Raw genomic sequence first — 22,723 nt, forward strand, 5'->3', positions numbered from 1 at the left:
ATGCTCAGCGCGGCTGAACGGGATTTCAAGAGCGAAAACGGCCCCGCTTCGCGTGGCCTGCGCCTAGCCGATTTTATTGACCGGCAAGATCAGCCAAACAAAGCTCCAAGGCGTGTCGCCAATCGGGAGGCGCAATACCAAAGCGCTCCTCGAGCTTGCTCAAATCCAGCACCGAATAAGCCGGCCGCTGGGCGGGGGTCGGATACTCCGAGGTCGGGATGGGCTCGACCCGGGCCGCGGTGTCGGGGAGCAAGCCGGCAGCCACGGCCTGCTCGCGGATGGCGCAGGCGAAGCCATACCAGCTCGTCTGGCCGCTGCAGGTGAGATGGTAGACACCGCTCGAACCCGACAGATCGGCCAGACCGGCACGCAGCGAGCGCGCCACCAGAATCGCAGTCGCCTCGGCGATCATCCGCACCCAGGTCGGCGCCCCCCTTTGGTCGTCGATGACCCGCACCAGCGCGCGCTCGGCCATGAGCCGCAGCATGGTCTTCATGAAGTTCTGGCCCCGTACGCCGTAAACCCAAGCGGTGCGGAGGATGACATGGGCGGCGCCGGATTCGGCGATGGCCTGCTCCCCGGCGAGCTTGCTGCGGCCGTAGACGTTCCGCGGACCGACCGGATCGTCCTCCCGGTACGGCACGGCGCCGTCGCCGGGAAAAACGTAGTCGGTCGAATAGTGAATCAACCCTACGCCCAAACGCGCCGCTTCCGCCGCCAGTACCGACGGCGCCTCGGCGTTCACCTTCCACGCCAGCTCCGGCTCCTGCTCGGCCCGATCGACCGCGGTATAGGCAGCCGCGTTGACGATCAGATCGGGCCTGACGGCACGCACCACGGCGGCAACGGCACCGGGCTCGGCCAGATCGATAGCCGGTTCCGAATGGCGATCGAGCGCGACGACCTCGCCGAAACAGGCGAGCGTCCGCCGCAGCTCCCAGGCCAGCTGCCCGGCTCTGCCCACGACCAGTATCTTCATGGATACGCCGGCAGCCTGTCCTGCGGGAAGTCCCGGAGCAGCATGGCGTCCCGGTCCTTGGCCGAGAGCTCGGGCGCGGACGCCAGCGGCCAGTCTATGCCGATGTCCGGATCGTCCCAGCGCAGCGAACAATCGGCGGACGGTTGGTAATACTCGGTGCACTTGTAGGCGAACATGGCGGCCTCGCTCAGCACGCAGAAACCGTGAGCGAAGCCTTCCGGCACATACATCTGCAGATGGTTCTCCGCCGACAGCACCGTGCCGAACCAGCGGCCGAATTGGGGCGATCCGCGCCGGATGTCCACCGCCACGTCGAAGACTTCGCCCTGCAGCACCTGCACGAGCTTGCCCTGGGGCCGCGGATTCTGGAAATGCAGGCCCCGCAGGATGCCCTTGCGCGAAAAGGAAAGGTTATCCTGCACGAAATCGGCCGGCAGTCCGGCATCCTGGTAACGCTGGCGGCTCCAGGTTTCCTTGAAATAGCCGCGGGCGTCGCCGAATACCTTGGGCGAAATCAGCATCACGCCCGGCAAGGAGGTCTGTTCGACTTTCAAACCGGCATTCCCCCTTCGATCAGCCGGCGCAGATAAGCGCCATAGCCGCTCTTGCCCAGATTGTCGGCCAGTCGGCCGACTTCTTCCGCATTGATCCAACCCTTGTTCAGCGCGATTTCCTCCGGACAGCAGATCTTGAGGCCCTGCCGCTCCTCGATGGTCTGGATGAAATTGGAGGCCTGCAGGAGCGAGTCGTGGGTACCGGTGTCCAGCCAGGCGACACCGCGCCCCATCTTTTGGATGTGCAACTGGCCTTGCTCCAGGTAAAGCCGGTTGATGTCGGTGATTTCCAGTTCGCCCCGCGCCGAGGGCTTGAGCGTCGCCGCCATGTCCACGACCTGCCGGTCATAGAAATAAAGGCCGGTGACGGCATAGTTCGACTTAGGTCTGGCAGGCTTTTCCTCGACCCCGATCACCCGGCCGGTCGCGTCGAATTCGGCGACGCCGTAGCGCTCCGGATCGCGCACCCAGTAGCCGAACACCGTAGCTCCTTCTTGGCGTGCCGTGGCATTGGACAGGAAGCCCTGGAAATCGTGGCCGTAAAAGATATTGTCGCCGAGAATCAGGCAACTGCGCCGGCCCTCGATGAAATCGCGGCCGATGAGAAAAGCCTGCGCGAGGCCTTCCGGCTTCGCCTGCGCGGCGTAACGGATGCTGATACCCCATTGCGCGCCATCGCCGAGCAAGGCCTGGAACAGCGCGGCATCATGCGGCGTGGTGATCACCAGGATGTCCCGGATGCCGGCCAGCATCAGCACCGACAAGGGGTAGTAGATCATCGGCTTGTCGTAGACCGGCAGCAGTTGCTTGCTCACCACATGGGTCAGCGGATACAGCCGGGTGCCGGAGCCGCCGGCCAGGATGATACCGCGGATACCGCTCATTCCGACTCCTTGGCGCTTTCGACGCCCAGACGCTCGCCACCGTAGTTGCCCGACTTGACGTGCTCCACCCAGTCGCGGTTGTCGAGGTACCAGCGCACCGTCTTCCGCAGGCCGGTCTCGAAGGTTTCTTCGGGCTGCCAGGCCAGTTCACGGCCAATCTTGCCGGCGTCGATGGCGTAGCGCAGGTCGTGGCCGGGCCGGTCCTGCACGAACTGGATCAGGTGGCGGTGCGGTTTGTGGGGGGAATCGGGCAGAAATTCGTCGAGCAGGGCACAGATCGTCTCCACCACTTCGATGTTGGTCTTCTCGTTGTTGCCGCCGACATTATAGACCTCGCCCGGCCGGCCGCCGGCCAGGACGGTCTCGATCGCCCGGCAATGGTCTTCCACGTAGAGCCAGTCGCGGACGTTGGTACCCGCGCCGTACACCGGCAGCGGCAGACCCTGGAGCGCGTGGTCGATCATCAGGGGAATCAATTTCTCCGGAAACTGGTACGGCCCGTAATTGTTCGAGCAGTTGGTGGTCAGCACCGGCAGGCCGTAGGTGTGGAAATAGGCCCTCACCAAGTGGTCGGAGCCGGCCTTGGACGCCGAATACGGGGAGTTGGGCCGGTACGGCGTCTCCTCGGTGAACTTGCCGGTCGGGCCCAGGGTACCGTAGACCTCGTCGGTGGAGACATGCAGGAACCGGAACGTCTTCCGGCGTTCGCCGTCCAGCTGGCGCCAGTACCAGCGCGCGGCCTCCAGCAGTTCGAAAGTGCCGGTGACGTTGGTATGGACGAAAGCGTCCGGGCCGTCGATCGAGCGATCGACGTGGGTCTCCGCGGCGAAATTGACGATCGCGTCCGGCTGATAGCGCTCCAGCAGGTATTCGACCAGCTCGCGGTCGCCGATCGAGCCCAGCACGAAGTCGTGGTTCGGATTGTCCTCGACTTCGGCGAGGGTACGCAGATTGCCGGAATAGGTCAGCGCATCGAGGTTGACGACCTCGACGCCGCCCTGCCGCATCTGCCTGAGCACGAAATTGCCGCCGATGAATCCGGCACCGCCGGTAACGAGTAGGGTTTTCACTGGGTTCAAGCGCCGCCTTTACGCTGCATCATGCCTTTGGAAGGGTTGTAGCCGATGATCGCCACGGCGAGAAACAGCACCGTCGCCCCGGCCGTGTAGCCACATGCCAACCCGTTGAACTGTCCGTACAGCGCGAAGCGGATCAGCTCCACCGCCTGCGAGAAGGGGTTCCATTGGGCCAGCGCATGCAGCAGCTCGCTGGATTCCTGGATCTTCCAGAGCGGGTACAGCGCCGTGGACATAAAAAACATCGGGAATATTACGAAATTCATCACGCCGGCGAAATTCTCCAGCTGGCGGATGAAAGATGATAATAGCAGGCCGAGCGCGCCCAGCATCACGCCGGAGAGCAGCAGCGCCGGCAGCACCGCCAGATAGCCGTGGGCCGGCGCCTCGATGCCGTAGGCCCAGGCGACACCTAAAAACACGTAGACCTGCAGGATCGACACTGCGACACCCGCGACCAGCTTGGCGGTCAGCAGGAACCAGCGCGGCAGGGGGCTGACCAGGAGCGTCCGCATGCTGCCCATTTCACGGTCGTACACCATCGACAGCGAACTCTGCATGCCGTTGAACAGCTGGATCATCCCGAGGAGCCCCGGCGTGATGTACACCTCATACAGGATATAGGTCTCATAGGGCGGACTGATGGCCAAACCTAAGGTCGAACGGAACCCGGCGGCGAACACGAACAGCCAGACCAAGGGCCGCACCAGGGCGGAGATGAAACGTTCGCGCTGGTGGACGAAGCGGTAGAGCTCGCGGACGACGATGCCGCGCAGCGCCCGCAGATAATGCATCGGCCTCATCCCTCGCCCTCCGCGGTCAGCCGGTGGAACGCCGCGCTCACCGTTTCCGCACCCTGCCCGGCCAGCACCTCGCGCACGGTGCCCTGCGCCCGGACCCGCCCCTTGTGCAGCACGATGAGGCTGTCGTCCTGACCGATCTCGTCGATCAGGTGCGTCGCCCACAGCACCGCCAGCCCGCGGCTGCGGCACAATTCGTGGATGTGATCGACCATGGCCTTGCGGCTGGGCACGTCCAGCCCAACGCTGGGCTCGTCCAGCAGCAGCAGCGCCGGGCGGTGCAGCAGGGCGCGGGCGATCTCCACCCGCCGCCGGTGGCCGCCGTTCAGCTGCCGGACCTTCTCGTCGCGCCGCTCTTCCATGCCCTGCCGCTCCAGCTCTTCCCGGATACGAAGCTCTGCCTCCTTGCGGCTCAGGCCGTGCAGGGATGCGTGATAGCGCAGGTTCTGGGCGACGCTCAGGTCCAGGTCGAGGGTCGGCTGCTGGAACACCACGCCGAGCCGGGCCAGCGCCGCGCAGGAATCCTTGCGCAAGGCATGGCCGGCGATGCTGATTTGCCCTGAGGGCGCGTCGTAAAGCCGGGTCACCAGCGAAAACAGTGTACTCTTGCCCGCTCCGTTGGGACCGAGCAGGATCGCGCACTCGCCTTGGCCAATGCGGAAACCCACGTCGTCCAACGCCTTGCGCGGCCCGTAGGCGAACGAAAGATGCTCGACCTCGAGCGCTGGAACCGCGACACTCATGGCCGGACCGCCGCGCCCCAGGGATCATTACCCACCGCCACCGACTTGGTCACCTTGTGCGATCCGAGGTCGACGATGGAAAGGTCGTTGCTCAGGCCGTTGGTGGTGTAAAGCCGCTTGAAATCGGGCGAGAATTCCAGGTTCCACACCCGCTGGCCGACCAGCAGGTAGTCCTTCACTTCCAGCTTTTGCGCGTCGATCACCGCGACGCGGTTGGCCGGCCCCAGTGCTACATAGGCGTAGCGCCGCTCGGGATCGATGCGGAGGCCGACCGGCTGGATCTTCTCCTGGGTCACGCCGGCGATCTTGAATGGAATCGTCTTGACGGGCTGGCGGGTTTCCGTATCGATCACCGTGACGGTGCCGGCGATCTCGGAGCTGACCCAGAGCTGCTTGCTGTCGGCGGTGAAGGCCACGGCGCGGGGGCGCGGGTCGACCAGGGTGTTGTCCACGACTTCGAGTTTGGAACGGTCGATCCAGTGCACCATGTTGGTGGTTTCGCTGCTGCTCACCACCCAGCGCCCGTCCGGGCTGACCGCGATGCCCTCGGGCTCGACACCCACCGGGATCTCCTTGACCGCCTTGCGGGCGGCGATGTCGATCACCGTCACCCGGTTGTCGTCCTCGTTGGAGACATACAGGAATTTGCCTTCCGGGTCCATGGCGAAGGTTTCCGGGTCCTCGCCGGACGGCAGCGTGCCGGTGACTTTCAGCGTGTCCGCGTCGACCACCTGGATGGTATTGCTGTCGCTGGCGGCGACGTAGAGGCTCTTGCCGTCCTTCGCCAGCAGGATGCCGCGGGGACGCTTGCCGATCTTCGCGCTTCGGGTCCGGGTACCGGTGGCGCCATCGACGACCGCGACGGCGTCATCCTTCTCCAGGGTGACGTAGACGGTATCGGCCACCGCGGCGCCGCTGGCCAGGGCGAGGACGGCGCCGATCAGGCGGACGTTATTTCTTGGCACGGCACTGTGTTTCCGGTTCATCGTATCCCAAACTGTCCAATTCGTTCTTCGGATGGGCAAAGCCCTCCACCGGCGCGACGGCGACCAGGGAACGCTCCTGCGCCAGCAGCACCGGCTGCCGCAACTGGCCGTCCCAGCGACGGAACGACAGCGGCACGCCCTTGAAGCCGGCCAGCGCGAAATGATCGCCCAACAGGTAGGCCCTGATCGCCTCGAACTCCAGCGACCGGGTCCGGGTCGCGGCCTCGCCGATGGCCCGCACCGCCAGCCAGGCGCCGTAGTCGACCTCGGTCATTCGCCGCCCGGCCTGCTCGCGGAAGCGGTTCTGCAACTGGATCGCCCCCCAGGACTCCAGGGTATGGTGCCAGGCGGCGGCGACCAGTCCCTGGGTGCCCGCAACCAGCCGCGGCCGCCAGGTCCGGTATAACAGGGCATCGCCGAACAAGCCGGCCTCGTCGGCCACCAACAGTACGTCGTAGTCGCTGCCCTGGGTGAACACCGGCACTTCCGACTCCGGCGTCCGCCGGTCGTCGAAGGTATGCTCCCAGTTCTTCTCGGTGACGATCTTCATGCCGAAACGCTTGGCCGAGCGCTTCAGCGCATCGGCGAACAAGCGGTCCTCCGGCGCCGGCCCCACCGCCAGAAACCAGCGCGTCCATTTCTTCTTCACCAGGTACTGGGACAGCGCATCCGCCCGCATGGCCCGGCTCGGCAGCAGGTGCAGCACGTTGGGCGCACAGGACTCGCCGCGCAGGGCATCGTCGCGGCTGGCGATGTCCAGCAGCAGGATGTCGCGCGCCTCCGGCAGGGCGGACAGGCGCTGCAATACTTCCGGCTTCAGATCCGCCAGGATGAAACGGCGGCCCGCCGCGACCAGCCGCTTGAACGCCGCTTCGGCCTCGTCCCCGGGCGCGAGCAGGGTTTCGGCGATGGCGAATTCCTGGCGGGTGAAGCGGCCGGTGGTATTGTCGTCCGCCAGCCCCAGCCGCGCGCCCTGGATACCCCGGTCGGTCACCACGGGATCGAAATACGGCGGAACGACGGTCGTGTCAGCGCGCTGGCCGAGGTAGGCCAGCGTCAGGATTTGCGCTGGCTGGGGCGTGGCCGCCGGCACTGCGCTGCGCTGCGGGGCTGGGGGCGGCGCGCGCCTGGCCGCCGCAGCGCCATCGGCCTGAAGGAGCACCAATGCGGCAATGACGGACCGAAGCCCAGCTCGGCCGGAAAAGGCAGTGAGACGAATGATGGGGTTCAACGGCTGGATTCTGGCTTGAGATTGAGGCGGAGCGGCTACCCGGCTCGGGCGCGGATGGAATTCTATGGGATTTGTAAGGAACACACCATGACGTAACGAGATGGTAGATAATCCTAGCCCGCGCTGGCCGAATCCATCCGTTTGCCCCACTGCTCAAGTACGAGCCGCGTCCTTCCTCTCCTGCTTTCAAGCTGCATGAAAAGACCCGCATTTGCCGCTCTGATTTTCTCTTTGTTCACCCTTCCGGCTTCCGCCGTCGACCTGCTCGGTGCATTCGACCTGGCGCTGCAGTACGATCCCCGCCTGCATGCGGCCCAGGCCCAACGCGACGCGGCCTTGGAGAACAAGCCTCAGGCCCTGGCCCGGCTGCTGCCCACGGTCTCCGCCACCACCGGCCTCACCCGCCAGATGGTGCAGACCGGCGACTCCCCCATCCTGGTGTTCAACACCAAGCGGAACGTGGGCTTCTGGCTGGCGACCGGCATCGTGCAACTGGTGCAGCCGATCTACCAGCACGACCTATGGGTTCGGCTGGCCCAGGCCGACAATGCGGTGGCCGAGGCCGAGGCGCTGTATGCGGCGGAACTGCAGAACGTGATGCTCCGGGTGACCCAGACCTACTTCGATGTGCTGTACAAGTCGGCTTCACTGGAGTTCGCGAATGCGGAACTGGAGTCGATCAACCGGGAACTGGAGCAGGCCAACGCCCGCTTCGAGGTGGGACTGTCGGCGGTGACCGACGTGAACGAGGCGCAGGCGGCGGCGGACCGGGCGCGGGCGGGGGTCATCATCGCCGAGAACGAGCTGAACAACGCCCGGGAATACCTGCGCCAGATCGTGGGCGACGATCCCGGCGAACTGGAGGACTTGAAGGCGGAGGTGCCGCTGGAGGACCCGATGCCGGCCGACATCGAGCGCTGGAACGACACCGCCCAGCAGAGCGCGCTGACGATCATCGCGGCGATCAACCGGGCGGACCGGGCCAGACAGGAAATCGAGGTGCAGTTCGCCGGTCATTACCCGTCGATCAACCTGATCGCCGATGCCCAGTTCTACGACAATGACCGACCGCCACGGCCCAACCGCTACCAGCAGCAGGACGTGGGCATGCAGATCAACGTGCCGCTGTTCGCCGGCGGCGGGGTCAATGCCAAGGTCCGGCAGGCGCGCTTCAGCTTCGAATCGGCAACCCAGCAGGTCGACCAGGAGCGCCGGGCCATCCGCACCAAGGTGAAGAACGCCTACCGCGCGGTCCGCTCGGCCATCGGCCAGGCCAAGGCCTTCAAGACCGCGATCAAGTCCTCGGAAAGCGCGCTGGAGGCGGCCATCGCCGGCATGGAGGTCGGCACCCGCACCATGACGGACGTGTTGTTCGTGCAGCGCCAGTATTACGAAAACAAACGCGATTTCGCCCTGGCCCTGCGCGACTACATCGTCAACAGCGTGGCGCTCAAGGAAGCCGCCAGCGTGATGCAGCGCGAGGACCTGGACCGGATCAACGGCTGGCTGCAGACGCCAGCCGCCATCCCGGCGAAGGACAAGACCGACGCCCCCACCGCCCCGCCAAAACTCAAGACGAGCCGCAAGGCCGGCTAGAGCATGGCTGCCGGTTCCAATACCCGAGCTTGGGAACAAGACGGCTGGGACCGACCCGTTCTAGGCGGCAAGCCGTCTTCGCAGGTTAGGGCCTAATCCTCAGCGCAAGCCCCCGCCACGCCCGCCGCGGCGACATCCGCCGGCAGACGCTGCACGCGATGTGCGGCGGCCCAAAGCATGGCAATGGAGCGGCCCGTTACGTCTTCCGGACCGCTGCTCCAGAACTGTTCGGCACCCGGCCCGGTCCGCCGCGCCAACAGCCGTTCTGCTTCAAGGCGGCGCCGGAGCTGGCGCGCGACGGCGGTGCCGGTTTCGACGATGCGCACTCCGGGCCCGGCGATGTCGGCGATGACATCGCAGAGGAACGGATAATGCGTACAGCCCAGCACCAGGGTGTCGGCGCCGCGCTCCAGCACCGGCTGCGTATGCCTGTAGACCAGCGCACGCGTCGCAGGGCTTGCCAGTTCACCCCGCTCGACCTGTTCGACCCAGCCGGGGCAAGCCTGGGCGATCACTTCCACCGCCTCGCCGGTCCGGCCCACCAAGTCGCGGAATTTGGCGCTCGTCAACGTGCCCTCGGTCGCCAGCACGCCGACGATGCGCGATGTCGACAACGCGATCGCAGGCTTGATGCCCGGCTCCATGCCGATGACGGGGACGCGGAATTCGGCCCGCAAAGTCGCGATTGCCGCGGCCGTCGCCGTGTTGCAGGCCACGACGATGGCTTTCGCGCCGCGGCCCAACAGAAACCGTCCGACCGCCAGCGCGCGCTGTTCGATGTATTCCGCTGGCTTGCTGCCGTAGGGCAGATGCCCCGAATCGGCGACATACAGCAAGTTTTCATGCGGAAGCGCGGCCCTTATCTCGCGCAGTACGGAGAGCCCGCCCACACCCGAGTCGAACACACCGATGGGATCGTCGTTGCCGGTCAAGCCTGGAAGTCCCTTCGCAATCAGGCCGCGGGCACGCGCGTCTCGTCGTTCCAGTCGCGCCACAGCGACATGAGGATGGCCATGACGGTGGGGCCGATGAACAGGCCGACGAATCCCATCGCCTCGACGCCGCCGAAGATGCCCAACAAGGTGGGCAGGAAGGGAATGTTGGCGGCACCGCCGATCAGCGTCGGACGCACGTAGTTGTCCGCGATGAGCGTGATGATGAAGCCATACACCGCGAGTACGATGCCGGCCACGGCATGGCCTTGCACGATCAGATAGATCGAGGCGGCACCGAACACCAGCTTGGCGGCGAAAGGCACCAGCGCGACGACGGCCGTCAGCGTACCGAGCAAAACCGGCTGGCTGAGCCCCACGGCCCAGTAGCCGATGCCGAGAACGACCCCTTTGCCGATGCCGACCAGCAGCATGCCGTTGACCGTGCCGCGCACGGCGGTGACGGCATGCCGCGCATACCGGGCACCGGCTGAGCCGAACAGGCTCACGGAACGGCCGAGAATCTGTTGCCCCAAACCGTGCCCGTCGCGGAAGATGAAGAACAGGGCGAGCAGGGTGACGAAACCCGACATGAAGCGATGCAACACCTGCGCCGCCAGATCGCGGGTATAGGTAAACACCGTCCCCATCCCCAGCGCATTGAGCGCGTTCTTGATCGTTTCCGGGTTGCCGAAAGTCTCGCTCCAGGTTTCCTGTACCCAGTCACCGACCCAGGGCAACTGGATCAGCCAGTCCGGCGCACCGATACCGGAACTCTGTACCTTGACCAGCAGGTGGTGGAGCATCTGCACTTCGTGGCCGAGGACGACGACACCAAAGGTGGCCGGGATCATCAGCAGCACCATCATCAGCAGGGTCATGCCCAGCGGCAGCAAGCCGCTGCGCATGCCGCGAGGCGTCCTCTGGTACAGATGCTCGTACAAGGGCCAGACGGCAAAGGCCAGCACCACCGCCCAGGCGATGGGCAGGATAAAGCCGTGCAGGACCCAAAGGCCCGCCGCCAGCAACAGCAAGACCGCCAGGCCGGCCGGTTTGAAAACGGTGAAAAAATAGGAAGACATCAACGTGAAAGTAGGTTTCTTATGTGTTGTTAGCGACCGTCCATGATGGTTCGCAGGCCGTGCACCAGGCGGCCTATGCCTTCCTTCGCAAGGTCGGGCCCGAGCGTGCCGTAGGCGATCCGGAGGTGGCAACCGTCGCCGAGCCCGAAGGCGGCGCCGGGGATCGCCGCCGCGCTCGATGCGGATGAGCACGTAAAACGCCCCTAGCGCTTCCGGAACACGGCAGCGTTCGTCCAGTCCCGACAGCGTGTCGAGAACGATGCGCCGCACGCGCGCTGTCGTCTCCAGCTTTTCCCGGCAGTACCCCGATCCGATTTCCATGGCTCCGACTGCCGCGTGCTGGGAAACCCGGGGCGGGCAGATCGGGTTGGTGTCCTGGACCTTGAGCACGGCCTGTTCCAGCGCTTGCGGGATCAGCATGTAACCGATGCGCCAGCCGGCGAACCCGTAGGCCTTGGAGAGAGAATACAGGGAAATCGTATGCCCGGCGGAATCCGGCAGAGAGGCCGGCGAAAAGTGACAGGCGCCATCGTAGACGAAGTACTCGTAAGTTTCGTCGGTGATGTGGAATAGGCCCCGCTCCCGGCACAGCGCATTGACCGCCCGCAAGGCGGCTTCCGGGTAGACCGCGCCGGACGGATGATTGAGCGAGATCGTTACGACGGCACGGGTGCGCGGCGTGATGGCGCGTTCCAGGCGGTCCAGATCGAGTTGGAACCGGTCGTCGGTCGGCAGCCGGACCGGCGTGCAACCCAGCATGCGGACTGCCACTTCCTGGTTGAAATAGTAAGGGCTCGGCAGAACGATCCCGTCGCCCGCATCGGCGATGGCGAACAGCGCGTTCAGAAATCCCATGTTGGCACCGGCCGTCACCAGCACCGAGCGGCCCGAGAGGGAAATACCGTTCTCCCGCTCGAGTTTTTTCGCGCATCAGCGCCCGCAGCTCCGGCAGCCCTTCCACTCGGCCGTAGCGGTGCTGGTCCGGCCCCTCGCCGAATTCCGGCATCCGTTCCAGCGCCCGCTGCGGCGGCCCGTACCAGGCCACGCCCTGCCCCAGCGAAATGACGCCGGGGTGCTCGCTGATCATCGCGGCGATGACCGGAATGATAGGCGCCTGCACCGCGCCCATCCGCCCGCTCACGGGATTGTTCATCATGGAAAATCCATCCGACCGACAAATCGTCCTATTCTAGCGTCCCCCGGCCGTTTGCGCCGGCTCGGGGAGGCTACGGGGTGACAAAGCCCAGCGAAATGGTCAGAATTATCCGATGATTATCGACACTTTGATCACGGCGCGCTGGATCATCCCCGTCGAGCCCGACGGCGTCACGCTCGAACACCATGCCTTGGCCATCGACCGCGGCCGCATTGCCGATCTGCTCCCCACGACCGAAGCGCTGGTCAAATACCAGCCGCGGCGGATCGAACGGCTGGAACACCATGCCCTGATCCCCGGCCTGGTCAATGCCCACACCCACGCCGCCATGACCCTGCTGCGCGGCGTCGCCGACGACCTGCCGCTGATGCAATGGTTGCAGGAGCACATCTGGCCGCTGGAGCAGAAATGGATCGGCGAAGCCTTCGTCCGCGACGGCGTGCAGCTGGCGATGGCGGAGATGATTCGCGGAGGCGTTACCTGCTTCAACGACATGTACTTCTTTCCCGAGGTGGTGGCGCGCGAAGCGGTCCGGGCCGGCATGCGGGCGGCGGTGGGCATGATCGTGGTGGATTTCCCCACCGCCTGGGCCGCCGACGCGGACGACTATCTCCGCAAAGGACTGGCCCTGCGCGACGACTACCGCCACGAACCGCTGATCACCACGGTGTTCGCGCCGCACGCCCCCTACACCGTGAGCGACGATCCGCTGACGCGGATCCGTACCTGGTCGGAGGAACTGGACTGCCCGGTGCACATCCATCTCCACGAGACCGCCGACGAAATCCACCGGAGCGGACGGGAGTACGGCATGCGCCCGCTCAAACGGCTGGATCAGCTCGGCCTGGTCGGGCCGCACCTGATCGGCGTCCACATGACCCAGCTGGATGACGGCGAGATCGCGCGCCTGGCCGAAACCGGCGCCAGCGTGGTGCACTGCCCCGAATCCAACCTGAAGCTGGCCAGCGGCTTCTGCCCCGCCGCCAAGCTGCTGGCCGCGGGCGTCAACGTCGCTCTCGGCACCGATGGCGCGGCCAGCAACAACGATCTGGACTTGCTCGGCGAAACCCGCACCGCTGCGCTGCTGGCCAAGGCCGTGGCGAACGACGCCACCGCTCTCCCCGCCCATCAGGCCCTGCGGATGGCGACGTTGAACGGCGCAGCGGCCTTGGGACTGGCGGCGGAAACCGGCTCGCTGACGATCGGCAAGTCCGCCGACGTGGTCGCCATCGGCCTGGAACACGTCGAGTCTCTGCCCATCTACCATCCGATTTCCGACTTGATCTACGCCGCCGGCCGCCAGCAGGTCACCGACGTCTGGGTGGCAGGGCGCCATGTGCTCAAGAAACGCGAGCTGCTGACGCTGGACACGCAGGAAATCCGCGAAAAGACGCTGAACTGGCGAGACAAACTGATCCACCACTCCTGACCGGCTAAGACTCATGGCAACCGACAACGTCCATATCGGCGAAATCGAGAAATTCGGCTCCCACGCCCACCGTTGGTGGGAGCCGGACGGCGAGCTGAAGACCCTGCACGCCATCAACCCCCTGCGGATGCAGTTCATCCAGGCGCATGTCTCCCTGGCGGGCCGGAAGGCGGTCGACGTGGGCTGCGGCGGCGGCATCCTTACCGAAGCGCTCGCCAAGGGCGGTGCGGATGCTTTGGGAATCGACCTCAGCGAGGACCTCCTCGGCGCCGCCGAAGCGCATGCCCGGGAATCCGGCCTGGCCGTGACATACCGGCGGATCAGCGCCGAGGAATTGGCGGACTCGCAGCCCGGCGCCTTCGACGTCGTGACCTGCATGGAAATGCTGGAGCACGTGCCGGAACCTGCGTCGGTGGTCGCCGCCTGCGCCAGACTGGCCAAGCCCGGCGGCACCGTGTTCTTTTCGACCCTGAACCGGAACCTCAAGGCCTATCTCCTGGCCATCGTCGGCGCGGAATACCTGCTGCGCATGATCCCAAGGGGCACCCATGATTTCAGCAGCTTCATCCGTCCCTCCGAACTGAGCCGCTGGGCGCGCGGCCGCGGCCTGGAGCTGGCCGGCCTGGAAGGCATCGGCTACAACCCGATCACCGGCCAGTTCCACCTGACATCCGACATCGGCGTCAATTACCTGGCAGCTTTCCACAAGCCCGGGACGGAAAACCAGGGGGGCTGTTGAACGCCAGCCGCACCATGAATACCTCCAAGCCTACGCTCGACGGCCGCATCGTCCTGGTTACCGGCGCGGGCGGCGATCTGGGCTCCCTGGCCGCGGAAGCCTGCGCCGGCGCCGGCGCGACGGTGATCCTGCTGGGCCGCACCCTCGCCCGGCTGGAGTCGACCTACGACCGCATCGTCCAGCGGGGCGGACCCGAACCGCTCCTGGCACCGCTGGACTTGGCCGCCGCGGCTCCCGAAGCACTGTCGACAATCGCGGGCTCGATCGAATCCCGGTTCGGCGCGTTACACGGGCTGATCCATTGCGCCGCGCACATGGATTATCTGGGCCCGCTACGGGACGTCACCGAGACTCAGTGGAGCCAGGCGCTCGATGTCAACCTGACCGGCGCCTTCCGCCTGACCCGGACCCTGCTGCCCCTGCTGACGAACACGGAAGCTGCCGCCGTGGTCGTCGTCACCGACACCGAAGCCGAACGTCGGCGTGGCTACTGGGGACCGTATGCCGTCGCCAAGGCAGGCCTGGAAGCCTTCGCGCTCGTTCTCGCGGACGAGTACGACGGTGCCGGCACCCTGCGGGTCAACCTGTTCGCGCCCGGCCCGATCCGCACACGCCTGCGGCGTAAGGCCTTTCCCGCCGAAGCCGGCGCCGACCCGGCGGTGCTTGCCCCTTATTTCATCGACCTGATGCGCAGCGACAGTCCCTACCTCAACGGCGAGCGAATCGCCCGCGCAGCAGTCGAACCATCCGTCATCGAGGAGGAATTTCAGCATGTACGGACGTGAAGACATCGTACTGCGGCGAGATGTCAATGCGGTTCAGATTCCCGACGGCACCCCTTGCGTGTTGGCGCAAGGCCAGGTCGTCAGCCTGTTCCAGTCGCTGGGCGGGAACTTCACGGTCACCACCGAGCGCGGCTACATGGCGCGGATCGCCGGCATGGACGCCGACGCGCTGGGCAAGGAACCGCCCCTCATGCCCGGCATCAGCCCCGAGGCCGACGCCGAATCGGTGGAAAAGAACGTGTGGGAAGTCCTGCGCACGGTGTACGACCCGGAGATTCCGGTCAACATCGTCGACCTGGGGCTGGTCTATGCCTGCCGCGTCATCCCGGACGGCGCGGACGGCTTCAAGGTCGAAATCGTCATGACCCTGACCGCACCCGGCTGCGGCATGGGCCCCGTGCTGCAGAGCGACGTCGAAAGCCTGGTGAAAAATCTGCCGTCGGTGTCCGCGGTGGAGGTCAGCGTCGTGTTCGACCCCCCCTGGGGCCGCGACATGATGTCGGAAGTCGCCAAGCTGCAGCTTGGGATGCTTTGACCGCTGCAACCCATGCTTCGGCAAGCGGAGCATGGCCGCTTGAGGCTATTCTCGCCAAGCCAGTCAAAGCAACGAAGTAATGAAACACGTTTCCCGCCTTTCCGGTCGCATGCTCGAATATGTCCTGACGCATCACCGCGGCATTTTCGCCACGCTGTTCCTGTTACCGATCTCCGTCATCTATGCCGCATATGTGAATCTTAGAAATCGCTGGACGTTTCTTTTGCAAAGCGCGCCAGCTCAGCATGATGCCAAAGTCATGGCGGTGATCCGTCAGATCGATCTCTGGAAAGATCAAGGCTGCAAGGAAAAGCTGTGTACCGGACGATCCGGGTGGAAAAGCATGAGCGAACTCGTGCCTCGATATAAGTATTCTCACAGAAAAATCTATCTTGATCTGTATGACATATTGGAAATCGATGCATCACGCCGTGTCGTCAGGGTCGAGCCGCTCGTCACCATGGGGCAGATATCCTCCCGCCTGAGGTCGAAGGGGTGGATGCTCCCCGTTGTTCCGGAGCTGAACGATTTGACCGTGGGGGGCTTGATCATGGGCTTCGGGATCGAAACCAGCAGCCACAAGTTCGGGCTCTTTCAGCATATATGCGAATCTTTCGAAATCGTAACCGCGGAGGGGAAGCTCGTTCGCTGCAGTCGTTCCGAAAATCCGGCATTATTTGATCAGATTCCATGGAGTCACGGCACGCTCGGCTTTCTCGTGGCAGCCGAGTTGAAGATAATACCGTCGAAACGATATGTCAGATTACATTACCAGCCGGTATTTTCTCTGGACGAGATGACAAGGCTGTTCGAGCGGGCGTCCCGCAACGCCGATAACGATTTCGTGGAAGGGATAGTCTACGGCAGAGACCGCGCAGTCGTCATGTACGGCAGATTGACTGACGAAGCCGGCAGCGATGGCCCGATCAACCCCCTGAACCGCTGGTACAAACCATGGTTTTTCAAGCATGTAGAGACTTATCTGAAAACAGGCCGGAATGGCAATGAATATATCCCGCTGAAGGATTATTTTCACCGCCACACGCGGGGCTATTTTTGGATGATGGAAGACGTCATACCCTTCGGCAATCATCCGATGTTCCGGATGCTCCTGGGCTGGGCGCTGCCACCCAGGATCGAGCTTCTGAAATATACGGAAACCGAAACCACGCGGGAGCTGAGGGAACGCCATCAGATGATTCAGGACATGCTCATGCCCATCCGATACCTGAAGAAATCCATCGACCATTTCGATGAAGAAACCGCACTCTATCCTCTCTGGCTTTCCCCTATGTCGATATGGCGTAACGACTCCAACAGGGGTTCCGTCCATCCCTTCCGCGACGAAGACGGCGTCGAGGACGAACTGTTCGTGGATATCGGCGCCTACGGCACGCTGAAGAAGAAAGACGCGGATGCAAGGGAGGTGCTGGGCAGACTCGAACAGTTCGTGCTGCAGCACAAGGGTTATCAGGCGCTTTATGCAAAAACAACTCTGAGTCGCGCCGATTTTAGACGGATGTTCGATCATACCGGTTACGACCGTTTGCGCGAAGAATTACCGTTGTGCAAACTGGCTTTCGACGAAATATATGACAAAGTATCAGCAGCCGGCCGGGCGGCACCGGTTGAAATCCGCCAAATGGTGAAGAAGCAGTGAGAGCTGCCTGGTTTCAAGATACAAGCTTGTCGCGGCCGGGTGTTTCGGGCAAAATCGGTGATCATAAGATATGGATCACCGACTTCTGTCCAAAATACTCATAAGCTTATGACCAAACGACATCCGCCCCCAGCGTCCGCCGTCGCTGGACGCAGAGGGCGGTCCGCGTTGCTGCGAAGAGCGAGCCGACTGGTCGGCGCGCTGACCTTCCCGCCCCTCTTGGCCGCTTGTGCGCACACCCTACCGCCGGCCGGCCAGCATTCGATGCCGCATCGCCATGTCGAATCGAAGCCTCCAAAGCCGGACGACCAGGCGTATCTTCGTCTGCCATCGGACTTGGCGCTTCTTCAGGACCGGCTCGCAAGCCGTCTTTGGGACGGCGAGAAGCCTTCCGGAAAGCCATCCGGCATCGCAAGCCCGCAAAGAGGCAAAGGCCGGAAAGGCAGGGGCTTGCCCAGTCTGCGTCTGGTCAAGTCCAGCCCCGACCGGCCGGGAAGGGATGGCCTCTGGCAACATATCCGGCAGCATCTGGTCCTGGACGACATCCGGCATGAGGCGGTGGATGCCGAGATCGAGTCGATCGCGCGCAATCCGGCATACCTCGACGTGCTGGCAAGACGCGGCGAGCCCTTCCTGCACTATCTGGCGAGCGAAATCGAGCGCAAGGGACTGCCCATGGACGTGCTGGTCGTCCCCATGGTCGAAAGCGCGTTCGACACCCAGGCCCTCTCGTCCCGCGATGCCGCCGGCCTGTGGCAGATCGTACGCAGTACGGGCGAGGAGCACGGACTTACCGTGGATCAATCCTACGATGGCCGCTACGACATCCATGCGTCGACTTCCGCGGCCCTGTCTTACCTGAAGCATCTCGGCACCGTGTTCAAGGGCGACTGGCTGCTGGCCCTGGCGGCCTACAATGCGGGCGAAGGCGCAGTGCAGCGGGCGGTCGCGGCCAGCCTCAAAGCCGGCCGCGACGGTGATTTCTGGGCGCTCGACCTGCCGGCGGAAACCCGCGCCTACGTGCCGCGGATCCTGGCGTTGTCCAGCATCATCGCCAATCCGGAAGGCTATGGGGTGAAGCTTCGGAATATCCAGGATAAGCCCTACCTGGCAAGGGTGGAGGTCGATTCCAAGGTGCGGGTGGCCGAGGTCGTCGCCGGCTCGGGACTCCCCGAGCAGGAGTTTTTCAAGATGAACCCAGCCCTCAGACCCGACGTGCGACCGCCCAAACGGAGCTACGACGTGTTGCTGCCGGTCGAGAGCGCCGCCATTCTGGCCTCAAGCCTCGACGGCGCGAAGCTGGGACCATCACGGAAAAGCGCCGGCAAGCGCGGTGCTGCGCTGTCCGCGCTCAGCCGGAACGCCAGGCACGGCTAGCGGATCAGCGTGGTGTCAGGGGTATCGCCTGAAAGCCGATTCCGTCCCAGCCGTATTTCATGAATGTCCGGATGTTGCGATGATCATCGCCCGCCGGATGCGCGAGCACGTCCTGCCAGTAGTAGTCGCCGAACAACGCAAGAGTTTCTTCGGCGGAAAGCCGATGCAGTTGGGCGAAGCCGAAAATCTTGCATGAACCCGAGTTCGCGCCGGCCGGATTGATCACCATGTCGTCTCCCACCCCGTTGCGAAACTCGGTAGGAGTGAAGTGGTAGGCCGAGTCGATGGCCTGGATCGTATCCTGGAAGGCAATGCGCTCGCCTTTTCGAACACGGGCAATGAGTTCCTCTGTCGTCATGGTCATTTGATTGAAGTCAGTATCGGATCGAGTCTGTCGAGTACATTGTTCATCAGGATGGGCTGCGCTTCGGCATTCGGATGCAGGCCGTCGGGCTGCACCAGGTGGTCGTTGCCCCCTACCCCGTCCAGGAAGAATGGCAGTACCTCCACTTTTTTCTCCTTGGCGAGGTCGTCATAGACCCGCTCAAAGGCTTCCGCATAGCGGTTGCCGTAGTTTGGTGGCAGTTTCATTCCCAGGATCAAGACCTGTGCCCCGGCCGATCGGGCCTGGTCGACCATCGCACCGAGATTGGCCTTCAATGTCGACGGCGGCAGTCCGCGCAGACCGTCGTTGGCGCCGAGTTCCAGGATCACGATCCGGGGGTGGTGCGCGGCCAGCGCCGGCGCCAGGCGAGCCCGTCCGCCGGCGCTGGTATCGCCCGGAATGCTGGCATTGACCACCGCGATGTTCCGGGCCCGCAGTTTTTCCTGTAACAATGCGACCCAGCCCTTGCTGCTATCCGCCAGGCCGTAGGCGGCGCTGAGGCTGTCGCCGAGCACGAGCACCGAGGCCGCCTCTGCGGATTGGGCGGGGTGGGAAATTCCCAAGATGAAACCAGACGTGATGGACGAGAACAGCAACGATGCCGGACCGAGGAACGAACGCGCTTTGATCATGGCGAAACGGGTGGGCAAATGGGTCGAGAGCGCCGGTGAAAGGGTCGATATCTTGACAGGTGTGGACTTGGCGATCAAACAGGGGGAGAGCGTCGGGGTCGTCGGCACCTCCGGTTCCGGCAAGTCGACCCTGCTCGGCCTGCTCGCCGGGCTCGATCGGCCATCCGACGGCGAGATCGAACTCGACGGCCGGTGCCTTTCCGGGCTCGACGAAGACGCGCTGGCGCGCCTGCGGGCCCAAACAGTCGGGTTCGTATTCCAGTCCTTCCAACTCCTGCCGAGCTTCACCGCCCTGGAAAACGTCATGCTGCCGCTGGAACTCGCCGGCCGTCTCGACGACGCCCAGGACCGGGCCCGCCAGATGCTGGCACGGGTCGGTCTCGGGCATCGCCTCGGCCATTATCCCCGCCAGCTGTCCGGCGGTGAGCAGCAGCGGGTGGCTTTGGCCCGCGCCTTCGTCACCGTGCCGGCAATCCTGTTCGCCGATGAACCGACCGGAAACCTGGACAACCGCACCAGCCAGACCGTCATCGACATGCTGTTCGATCTCAACCACGAGCACCGCACGACCCTGGTGCTGGTGACGCACGACGCACGCCTCGCCTCGCGTTGCGATCGCCTGATCCGGCTGGAAGCCGGGCGGATTCTCGAGTCATGACCCCTTCCCGCAATTTCCGGCTGGCCTGGCGTCTTGCCAGGCGCGACTGGCGGGGAGGCGAACTCGGCATCCTGCTGGCTGCGCTGGTGATCGCGGTTGCCGCCACGGCTGCGACCCAGCTGTTCGGTGAACGGCTGGCCCGCACGATGGTCGACCATGCGGCGGAGTTCATCGCCGGGGACCTTACGCTGGCGAGTCATCGCCGGATTCCGGCGGCGTGGGTCGAGAAATCGCAGACGCTGGGCTTGACGCATGCGGCCAGCGTCGAATTCCCCAGCGTACTCATGGAAAACGAGCAAATTCTGCTGGCCGGGATCAAGGCGGTGAGTACGGCCTATCCCTTGCGCGGCGAACTCCGCACCCGCGCCGCGGAAACGGCGGCCGAACAGGTGGAAGCGGGCGTTCCGCCGGCAGGGACGGCGTGGGTCGAGCCGCGGGTGCTCGGCACCCTCGGCCTGACGATCGGCTCGTCGCTCACCGTGGGCTCCGCGCAGTTCCGTATCGAACGGATCCTTACCCACGAACCGGACCGGCGCGGCGATCTTTACAGCCTGTCACCCCGCGTGCTCATGAACCTGGCGGATCTGCCGGCCACGCAGGTCATCCGGCCCGGCAGCCGGGTGCATTACTACGATATGTTCGCTGGCGAAGATGCCTCGGTGAGACGGTTCAAGACCTGGCTCAAGCCGCAATTGCAGCACGGCGATCGACTGCTGGATGTGCATGAGGACCGTCCCGAGGTCGGCACGGCGCTGAACCGTGCCGAACGCTATCTGGGCATGACCAGCGTGATGGTCGTGCTGATTGCCGGGGTGGCGATCGGCATGAGCGCCTGGCGTTACACCGAGCGCCATGCCGATACCACCGCCCTGCTCAAATGCCTGGGAGCCGGGAAAAACGACATCCTGACGATTTACGCCCTCGTCCTGGCGATCGTAGGCGTCCCTGGTGCGATACTCGGCAGCGTCCTGGGTGATCTCATCCAGGCCGGCCTGGCCCGAACGGTCGCGGGGCTCCTGCCCCACAGCCTGGCCCAGCCCGGGCTCGAGGGGTTGCTGGTCGCGCCGCTCATGGGGCTGGTCATCCTGGCAGGATTCGCCGTTCCACCCTTGCCTGGACTGATGCGCGTGCCACCTTTGCGGGTGTTGCGGCGCGACCGGGTGCCGACGCCGCCCGGCGTCTGGCTGAGCCTGGGGCTGGCTGTCGCGGCGCTGGGAATTCTCCTGCTGCGTCCCGCCCGCGATCCCCTGCTGGCGGCACTCATCCTTGGGGGCGGGGTGTTGGTTCTGACGGGGTTTCGCTTTTGCCTCGGCTACATTCTGCGGCGGCTGCCTGCGCTGATGCGGCGGCGCCCTCTGGTCTGGCGTCTCGGCTTCCACAATCTGCTGCGCCGGCCGCGTCTCGCCTCGTTTCAGATCATCGGCTTCGGCCTGGCGATGGCCGCCATGTTGGTCAGCTACATCGTGCAGAACGAACTCGTGTCCGAGTGGAAGCGGCAACTTCCGGCCGATGCGCCGAACTTTTTCGCGCTCAATTTGCAGGATACCGAACTCGACCGGTTCCGGCAGTTCTTGGCTGCTGAGTCGATCGAAAGCAGCGAGTTCTATCCCATCGTTCGCGGACGGCTGATTCAGGTGGACGGAACCGATGTGCGGCTGCTCGCGCCGAAGGATTCGCAGGCGGAAGCCGCCATCGAGCGGGATCTCAGCCTCACCTGGAGCGAGGCCGTGCCATCCGGCAACCGCATCGTCCAGGGGCGCTGGTGGTCGGAAGGGCCCCTGCGCGTATCCGTGGAGGAGAAGCTCGCCGGTGAACTGGGCATCCGCCTCGGCGCACGCCTGACGTTCGATGTCGCCGGCACGCAGATCGAAGCGAGGGTAGAAAGCCTGCGCAGCGTTCGCTGGGACTCGATGACCCCGAATTTCTATGTGATTTTTTCGCCCGGCAGCCTGCAGGACCAGCCGCGCACCTATCTGACCAGCTTCCACGTTGCGCAGGAGCGGACCGCGGTGCTCAACGCCCTGGTCAAAGCGTTTCCGGCCATGACCCTCTTGGATGTCGATGCTCTGCTGAAGCAGTTTCAGGCCATTCTGCAACAGGTGACGCTGGCGGTTGAAGTCGTTCTGGGTTTTGCCGTGGTCGCCGGTTTCACGGTCCTGTTCGGGGCGGTGCATGCCACGGCGGAGGAGCGGATGCGGGAGGATGCGCTGCTACGGGCCGTCGGTGCAGACGCGTCGCTTCTACAAACGAGCCAGTGGATAGAGTTTGCGAGCTTGGGGTTTCTCGCCGGTATCCTTGCCGTCGCCTGCGCGGAATCGGTCGGCGCCGTGGTATTTTCCCGAGTGATGAATCTGACGCCGCACGCCCACCCTTGGCTTTGGTTCGTCGCGCCCTGCCTCGGCGCATTGAGCGTGGGGTTTGCGGGACGATGGAGTGCGGGCAGAGTCGTCGGTACCAGCCCCGCCGACGTTCTACGCGATCTGTCCTAGATGGGTCTGGCTGAA

Annotated in this window: 21 protein-coding genes; 9 read left to right on the forward strand and 12 right to left on the reverse strand. The window is 64.4% G+C overall.

The features are described 5' to 3' along the window. Positions 1–73: 73 nt before the first annotated feature. From rfbD to GNH96_RS11355, 8 genes are read right to left on the reverse strand one after another with little or no spacing between them, the layout of a single operon-like run. On the reverse strand, positions 74–979 hold the full coding sequence (gene rfbD, locus GNH96_RS11320) for a dTDP-4-dehydrorhamnose reductase (protein ID WP_169603775.1): 906 nt from the start codon (positions 977–979) through the stop codon (positions 74–76). Continuing rightward, positions 976–1,533, reverse strand: coding sequence for a dTDP-4-dehydrorhamnose 3,5-epimerase (gene rfbC / locus GNH96_RS11325; RefSeq protein ID WP_169603776.1), 558 nt, complete (start codon positions 1,531–1,533; stop codon positions 976–978). The genes rfbD and rfbC overlap by 4 nt, the downstream gene beginning before the upstream one ends. Further along, a complete protein-coding gene (rfbA, locus tag GNH96_RS11330) occupies positions 1,530–2,417 on the reverse strand; it encodes a glucose-1-phosphate thymidylyltransferase RfbA (protein WP_169603777.1) in 888 nt (295 codons plus the stop codon). The genes rfbC and rfbA overlap by 4 nt, the downstream gene beginning before the upstream one ends. Next, positions 2,414–3,487 (reverse strand): dTDP-glucose 4,6-dehydratase, encoded by a 1,074-nt coding sequence (gene rfbB / locus GNH96_RS11335; protein WP_169603778.1) that lies wholly within the window; start codon positions 3,485–3,487, stop codon positions 2,414–2,416. Before rfbB ends, rfbA begins: the two co-directional genes overlap by 4 nt. Positions 3,488–3,492: 5 nt before the next feature. Continuing rightward, a complete protein-coding gene (locus tag GNH96_RS11340; protein WP_169603779.1) occupies positions 3,493–4,296 on the reverse strand; it encodes an ABC transporter permease in 804 nt (267 codons plus the stop codon). Then, on the reverse strand, positions 4,293–5,036 hold the full coding sequence (locus GNH96_RS11345; protein ID WP_169603780.1) for an ABC transporter ATP-binding protein: 744 nt from the start codon (positions 5,034–5,036) through the stop codon (positions 4,293–4,295). The genes GNH96_RS11340 and GNH96_RS11345 overlap by 4 nt, the downstream gene beginning before the upstream one ends. Beyond that, positions 5,033–6,001 (reverse strand): PQQ-dependent catabolism-associated beta-propeller protein, encoded by a 969-nt coding sequence (locus GNH96_RS11350; RefSeq protein WP_407658822.1) that lies wholly within the window; start codon positions 5,999–6,001, stop codon positions 5,033–5,035. Before GNH96_RS11350 ends, GNH96_RS11345 begins: the two co-directional genes overlap by 4 nt. Continuing rightward, positions 5,988–7,253, reverse strand: coding sequence for an ABC transporter substrate-binding protein (locus GNH96_RS11355; protein ID WP_228719832.1), 1,266 nt, complete (start codon positions 7,251–7,253; stop codon positions 5,988–5,990). The genes GNH96_RS11350 and GNH96_RS11355 overlap by 14 nt, the downstream gene beginning before the upstream one ends. Before the next feature lie 195 nt (positions 7,254–7,448). On the opposite strand from GNH96_RS11355, the gene GNH96_RS11360 reads away from it, so the two are divergent. Next, positions 7,449–8,849, forward strand: a complete 1,401-nt coding sequence (locus GNH96_RS11360) for a TolC family outer membrane protein (protein ID WP_169603782.1) — start codon at positions 7,449–7,451, stop codon at positions 8,847–8,849. 92 nt (positions 8,850–8,941) lie between these two features. Here the strand turns inward: GNH96_RS11360 and murI are convergent, their stop codons facing one another. Both murI and GNH96_RS16080 read right to left on the reverse strand, forming a co-directional pair. After that, positions 8,942–9,781 (reverse strand): glutamate racemase, encoded by an 840-nt coding sequence (murI, locus tag GNH96_RS11365; RefSeq protein WP_169603783.1) that lies wholly within the window; start codon positions 9,779–9,781, stop codon positions 8,942–8,944. 20 nt (positions 9,782–9,801) lie between these two features. Further along, positions 9,802–11,742 (reverse strand): AI-2E family transporter, encoded by a 1,941-nt coding sequence (locus tag GNH96_RS16080; RefSeq protein ID WP_323848027.1) that lies wholly within the window; start codon positions 11,740–11,742, stop codon positions 9,802–9,804. A 389-nt stretch (positions 11,743–12,131) separates the two neighbouring features. Here GNH96_RS16080 and GNH96_RS11380 point away from each other — a divergent pair, with 389 nt between their 5' ends. The 6 genes from GNH96_RS11380 (at position 12,132) to GNH96_RS11405 (ending at position 18,544) form a co-directional block, all read left to right on the forward strand. Further along, positions 12,132–13,448 carry a TRZ/ATZ family hydrolase gene (locus GNH96_RS11380; protein ID WP_169603785.1) on the forward strand — a complete coding sequence of 439 codons (1,317 nt, stop codon included), beginning with the start codon at positions 12,132–12,134 and terminating at the stop codon, positions 13,446–13,448. Positions 13,449–13,461: 13 nt separating this feature from the next. Further along, positions 13,462–14,187 carry a bifunctional 2-polyprenyl-6-hydroxyphenol methylase/3-demethylubiquinol 3-O-methyltransferase UbiG gene (gene ubiG, locus GNH96_RS11385; RefSeq protein ID WP_169603786.1) on the forward strand — a complete coding sequence of 242 codons (726 nt, stop codon included), beginning with the start codon at positions 13,462–13,464 and terminating at the stop codon, positions 14,185–14,187. A gap of 14 nt (positions 14,188–14,201) precedes the next feature. Next, positions 14,202–14,972 carry an SDR family NAD(P)-dependent oxidoreductase gene (locus GNH96_RS11390; protein WP_169603787.1) on the forward strand — a complete coding sequence of 257 codons (771 nt, stop codon included), beginning with the start codon at positions 14,202–14,204 and terminating at the stop codon, positions 14,970–14,972. Continuing rightward, the gene (gene sufT, locus GNH96_RS11395) at positions 14,959–15,507 is read left to right on the forward strand and encodes a putative Fe-S cluster assembly protein SufT (RefSeq protein WP_169603788.1); all 549 of its coding nucleotides are present in this window, start codon (positions 14,959–14,961) and stop codon (positions 15,505–15,507) included. The genes GNH96_RS11390 and sufT overlap by 14 nt, the downstream gene beginning before the upstream one ends. Positions 15,508–15,586: 79 nt before the next feature. Next, a complete protein-coding gene (locus GNH96_RS11400) occupies positions 15,587–17,167 on the forward strand; it encodes an FAD-binding oxidoreductase (RefSeq protein ID WP_169603789.1) in 1,581 nt (526 codons plus the stop codon). Between the two features lie 450 nt (positions 17,168–17,617). Continuing rightward, on the forward strand, positions 17,618–18,544 hold the full coding sequence (locus tag GNH96_RS11405) for a transglycosylase SLT domain-containing protein (RefSeq protein ID WP_228719833.1): 927 nt from the start codon (positions 17,618–17,620) through the stop codon (positions 18,542–18,544). 4 nt (positions 18,545–18,548) lie between these two features. On the opposite strand, the gene GNH96_RS11410 is transcribed toward GNH96_RS11405, so the two are convergent. Both GNH96_RS11410 and GNH96_RS11415 read right to left on the reverse strand, forming a co-directional pair. Continuing rightward, positions 18,549–18,908, reverse strand: a complete 360-nt coding sequence (locus GNH96_RS11410) for a HopJ type III effector protein (protein WP_407658824.1) — start codon at positions 18,906–18,908, stop codon at positions 18,549–18,551. Continuing rightward, positions 18,905–19,492: an arylesterase gene (locus GNH96_RS11415; protein WP_228719834.1), complete on the reverse strand. Its 588-nt coding sequence runs from the start codon at positions 19,490–19,492 to the stop codon at positions 18,905–18,907. The genes GNH96_RS11410 and GNH96_RS11415 overlap by 4 nt, the downstream gene beginning before the upstream one ends. A 16-nt stretch (positions 19,493–19,508) precedes the next feature. Here GNH96_RS11415 and GNH96_RS11420 point away from each other — a divergent pair, with 16 nt between their 5' ends. Together GNH96_RS11420 and GNH96_RS11425 are read left to right on the forward strand one after the other, a co-directional pair. Then, positions 19,509–20,219, forward strand: coding sequence for an ABC transporter ATP-binding protein (locus GNH96_RS11420; protein ID WP_169603791.1), 711 nt, complete (start codon positions 19,509–19,511; stop codon positions 20,217–20,219). Next, on the forward strand, positions 20,216–22,708 hold the full coding sequence (locus GNH96_RS11425) for an ABC transporter permease (protein ID WP_169603792.1): 2,493 nt from the start codon (positions 20,216–20,218) through the stop codon (positions 22,706–22,708). Before GNH96_RS11420 ends, GNH96_RS11425 begins: the two co-directional genes overlap by 4 nt. Positions 22,709–22,723 lie beyond the last annotated feature (15 nt).

The sequence above is a fragment of the Methylococcus geothermalis genome (assembly GCF_012769535.1).
Lineage (GTDB): Bacteria > Pseudomonadota > Gammaproteobacteria > Methylococcales > Methylococcaceae > Methylococcus > Methylococcus geothermalis.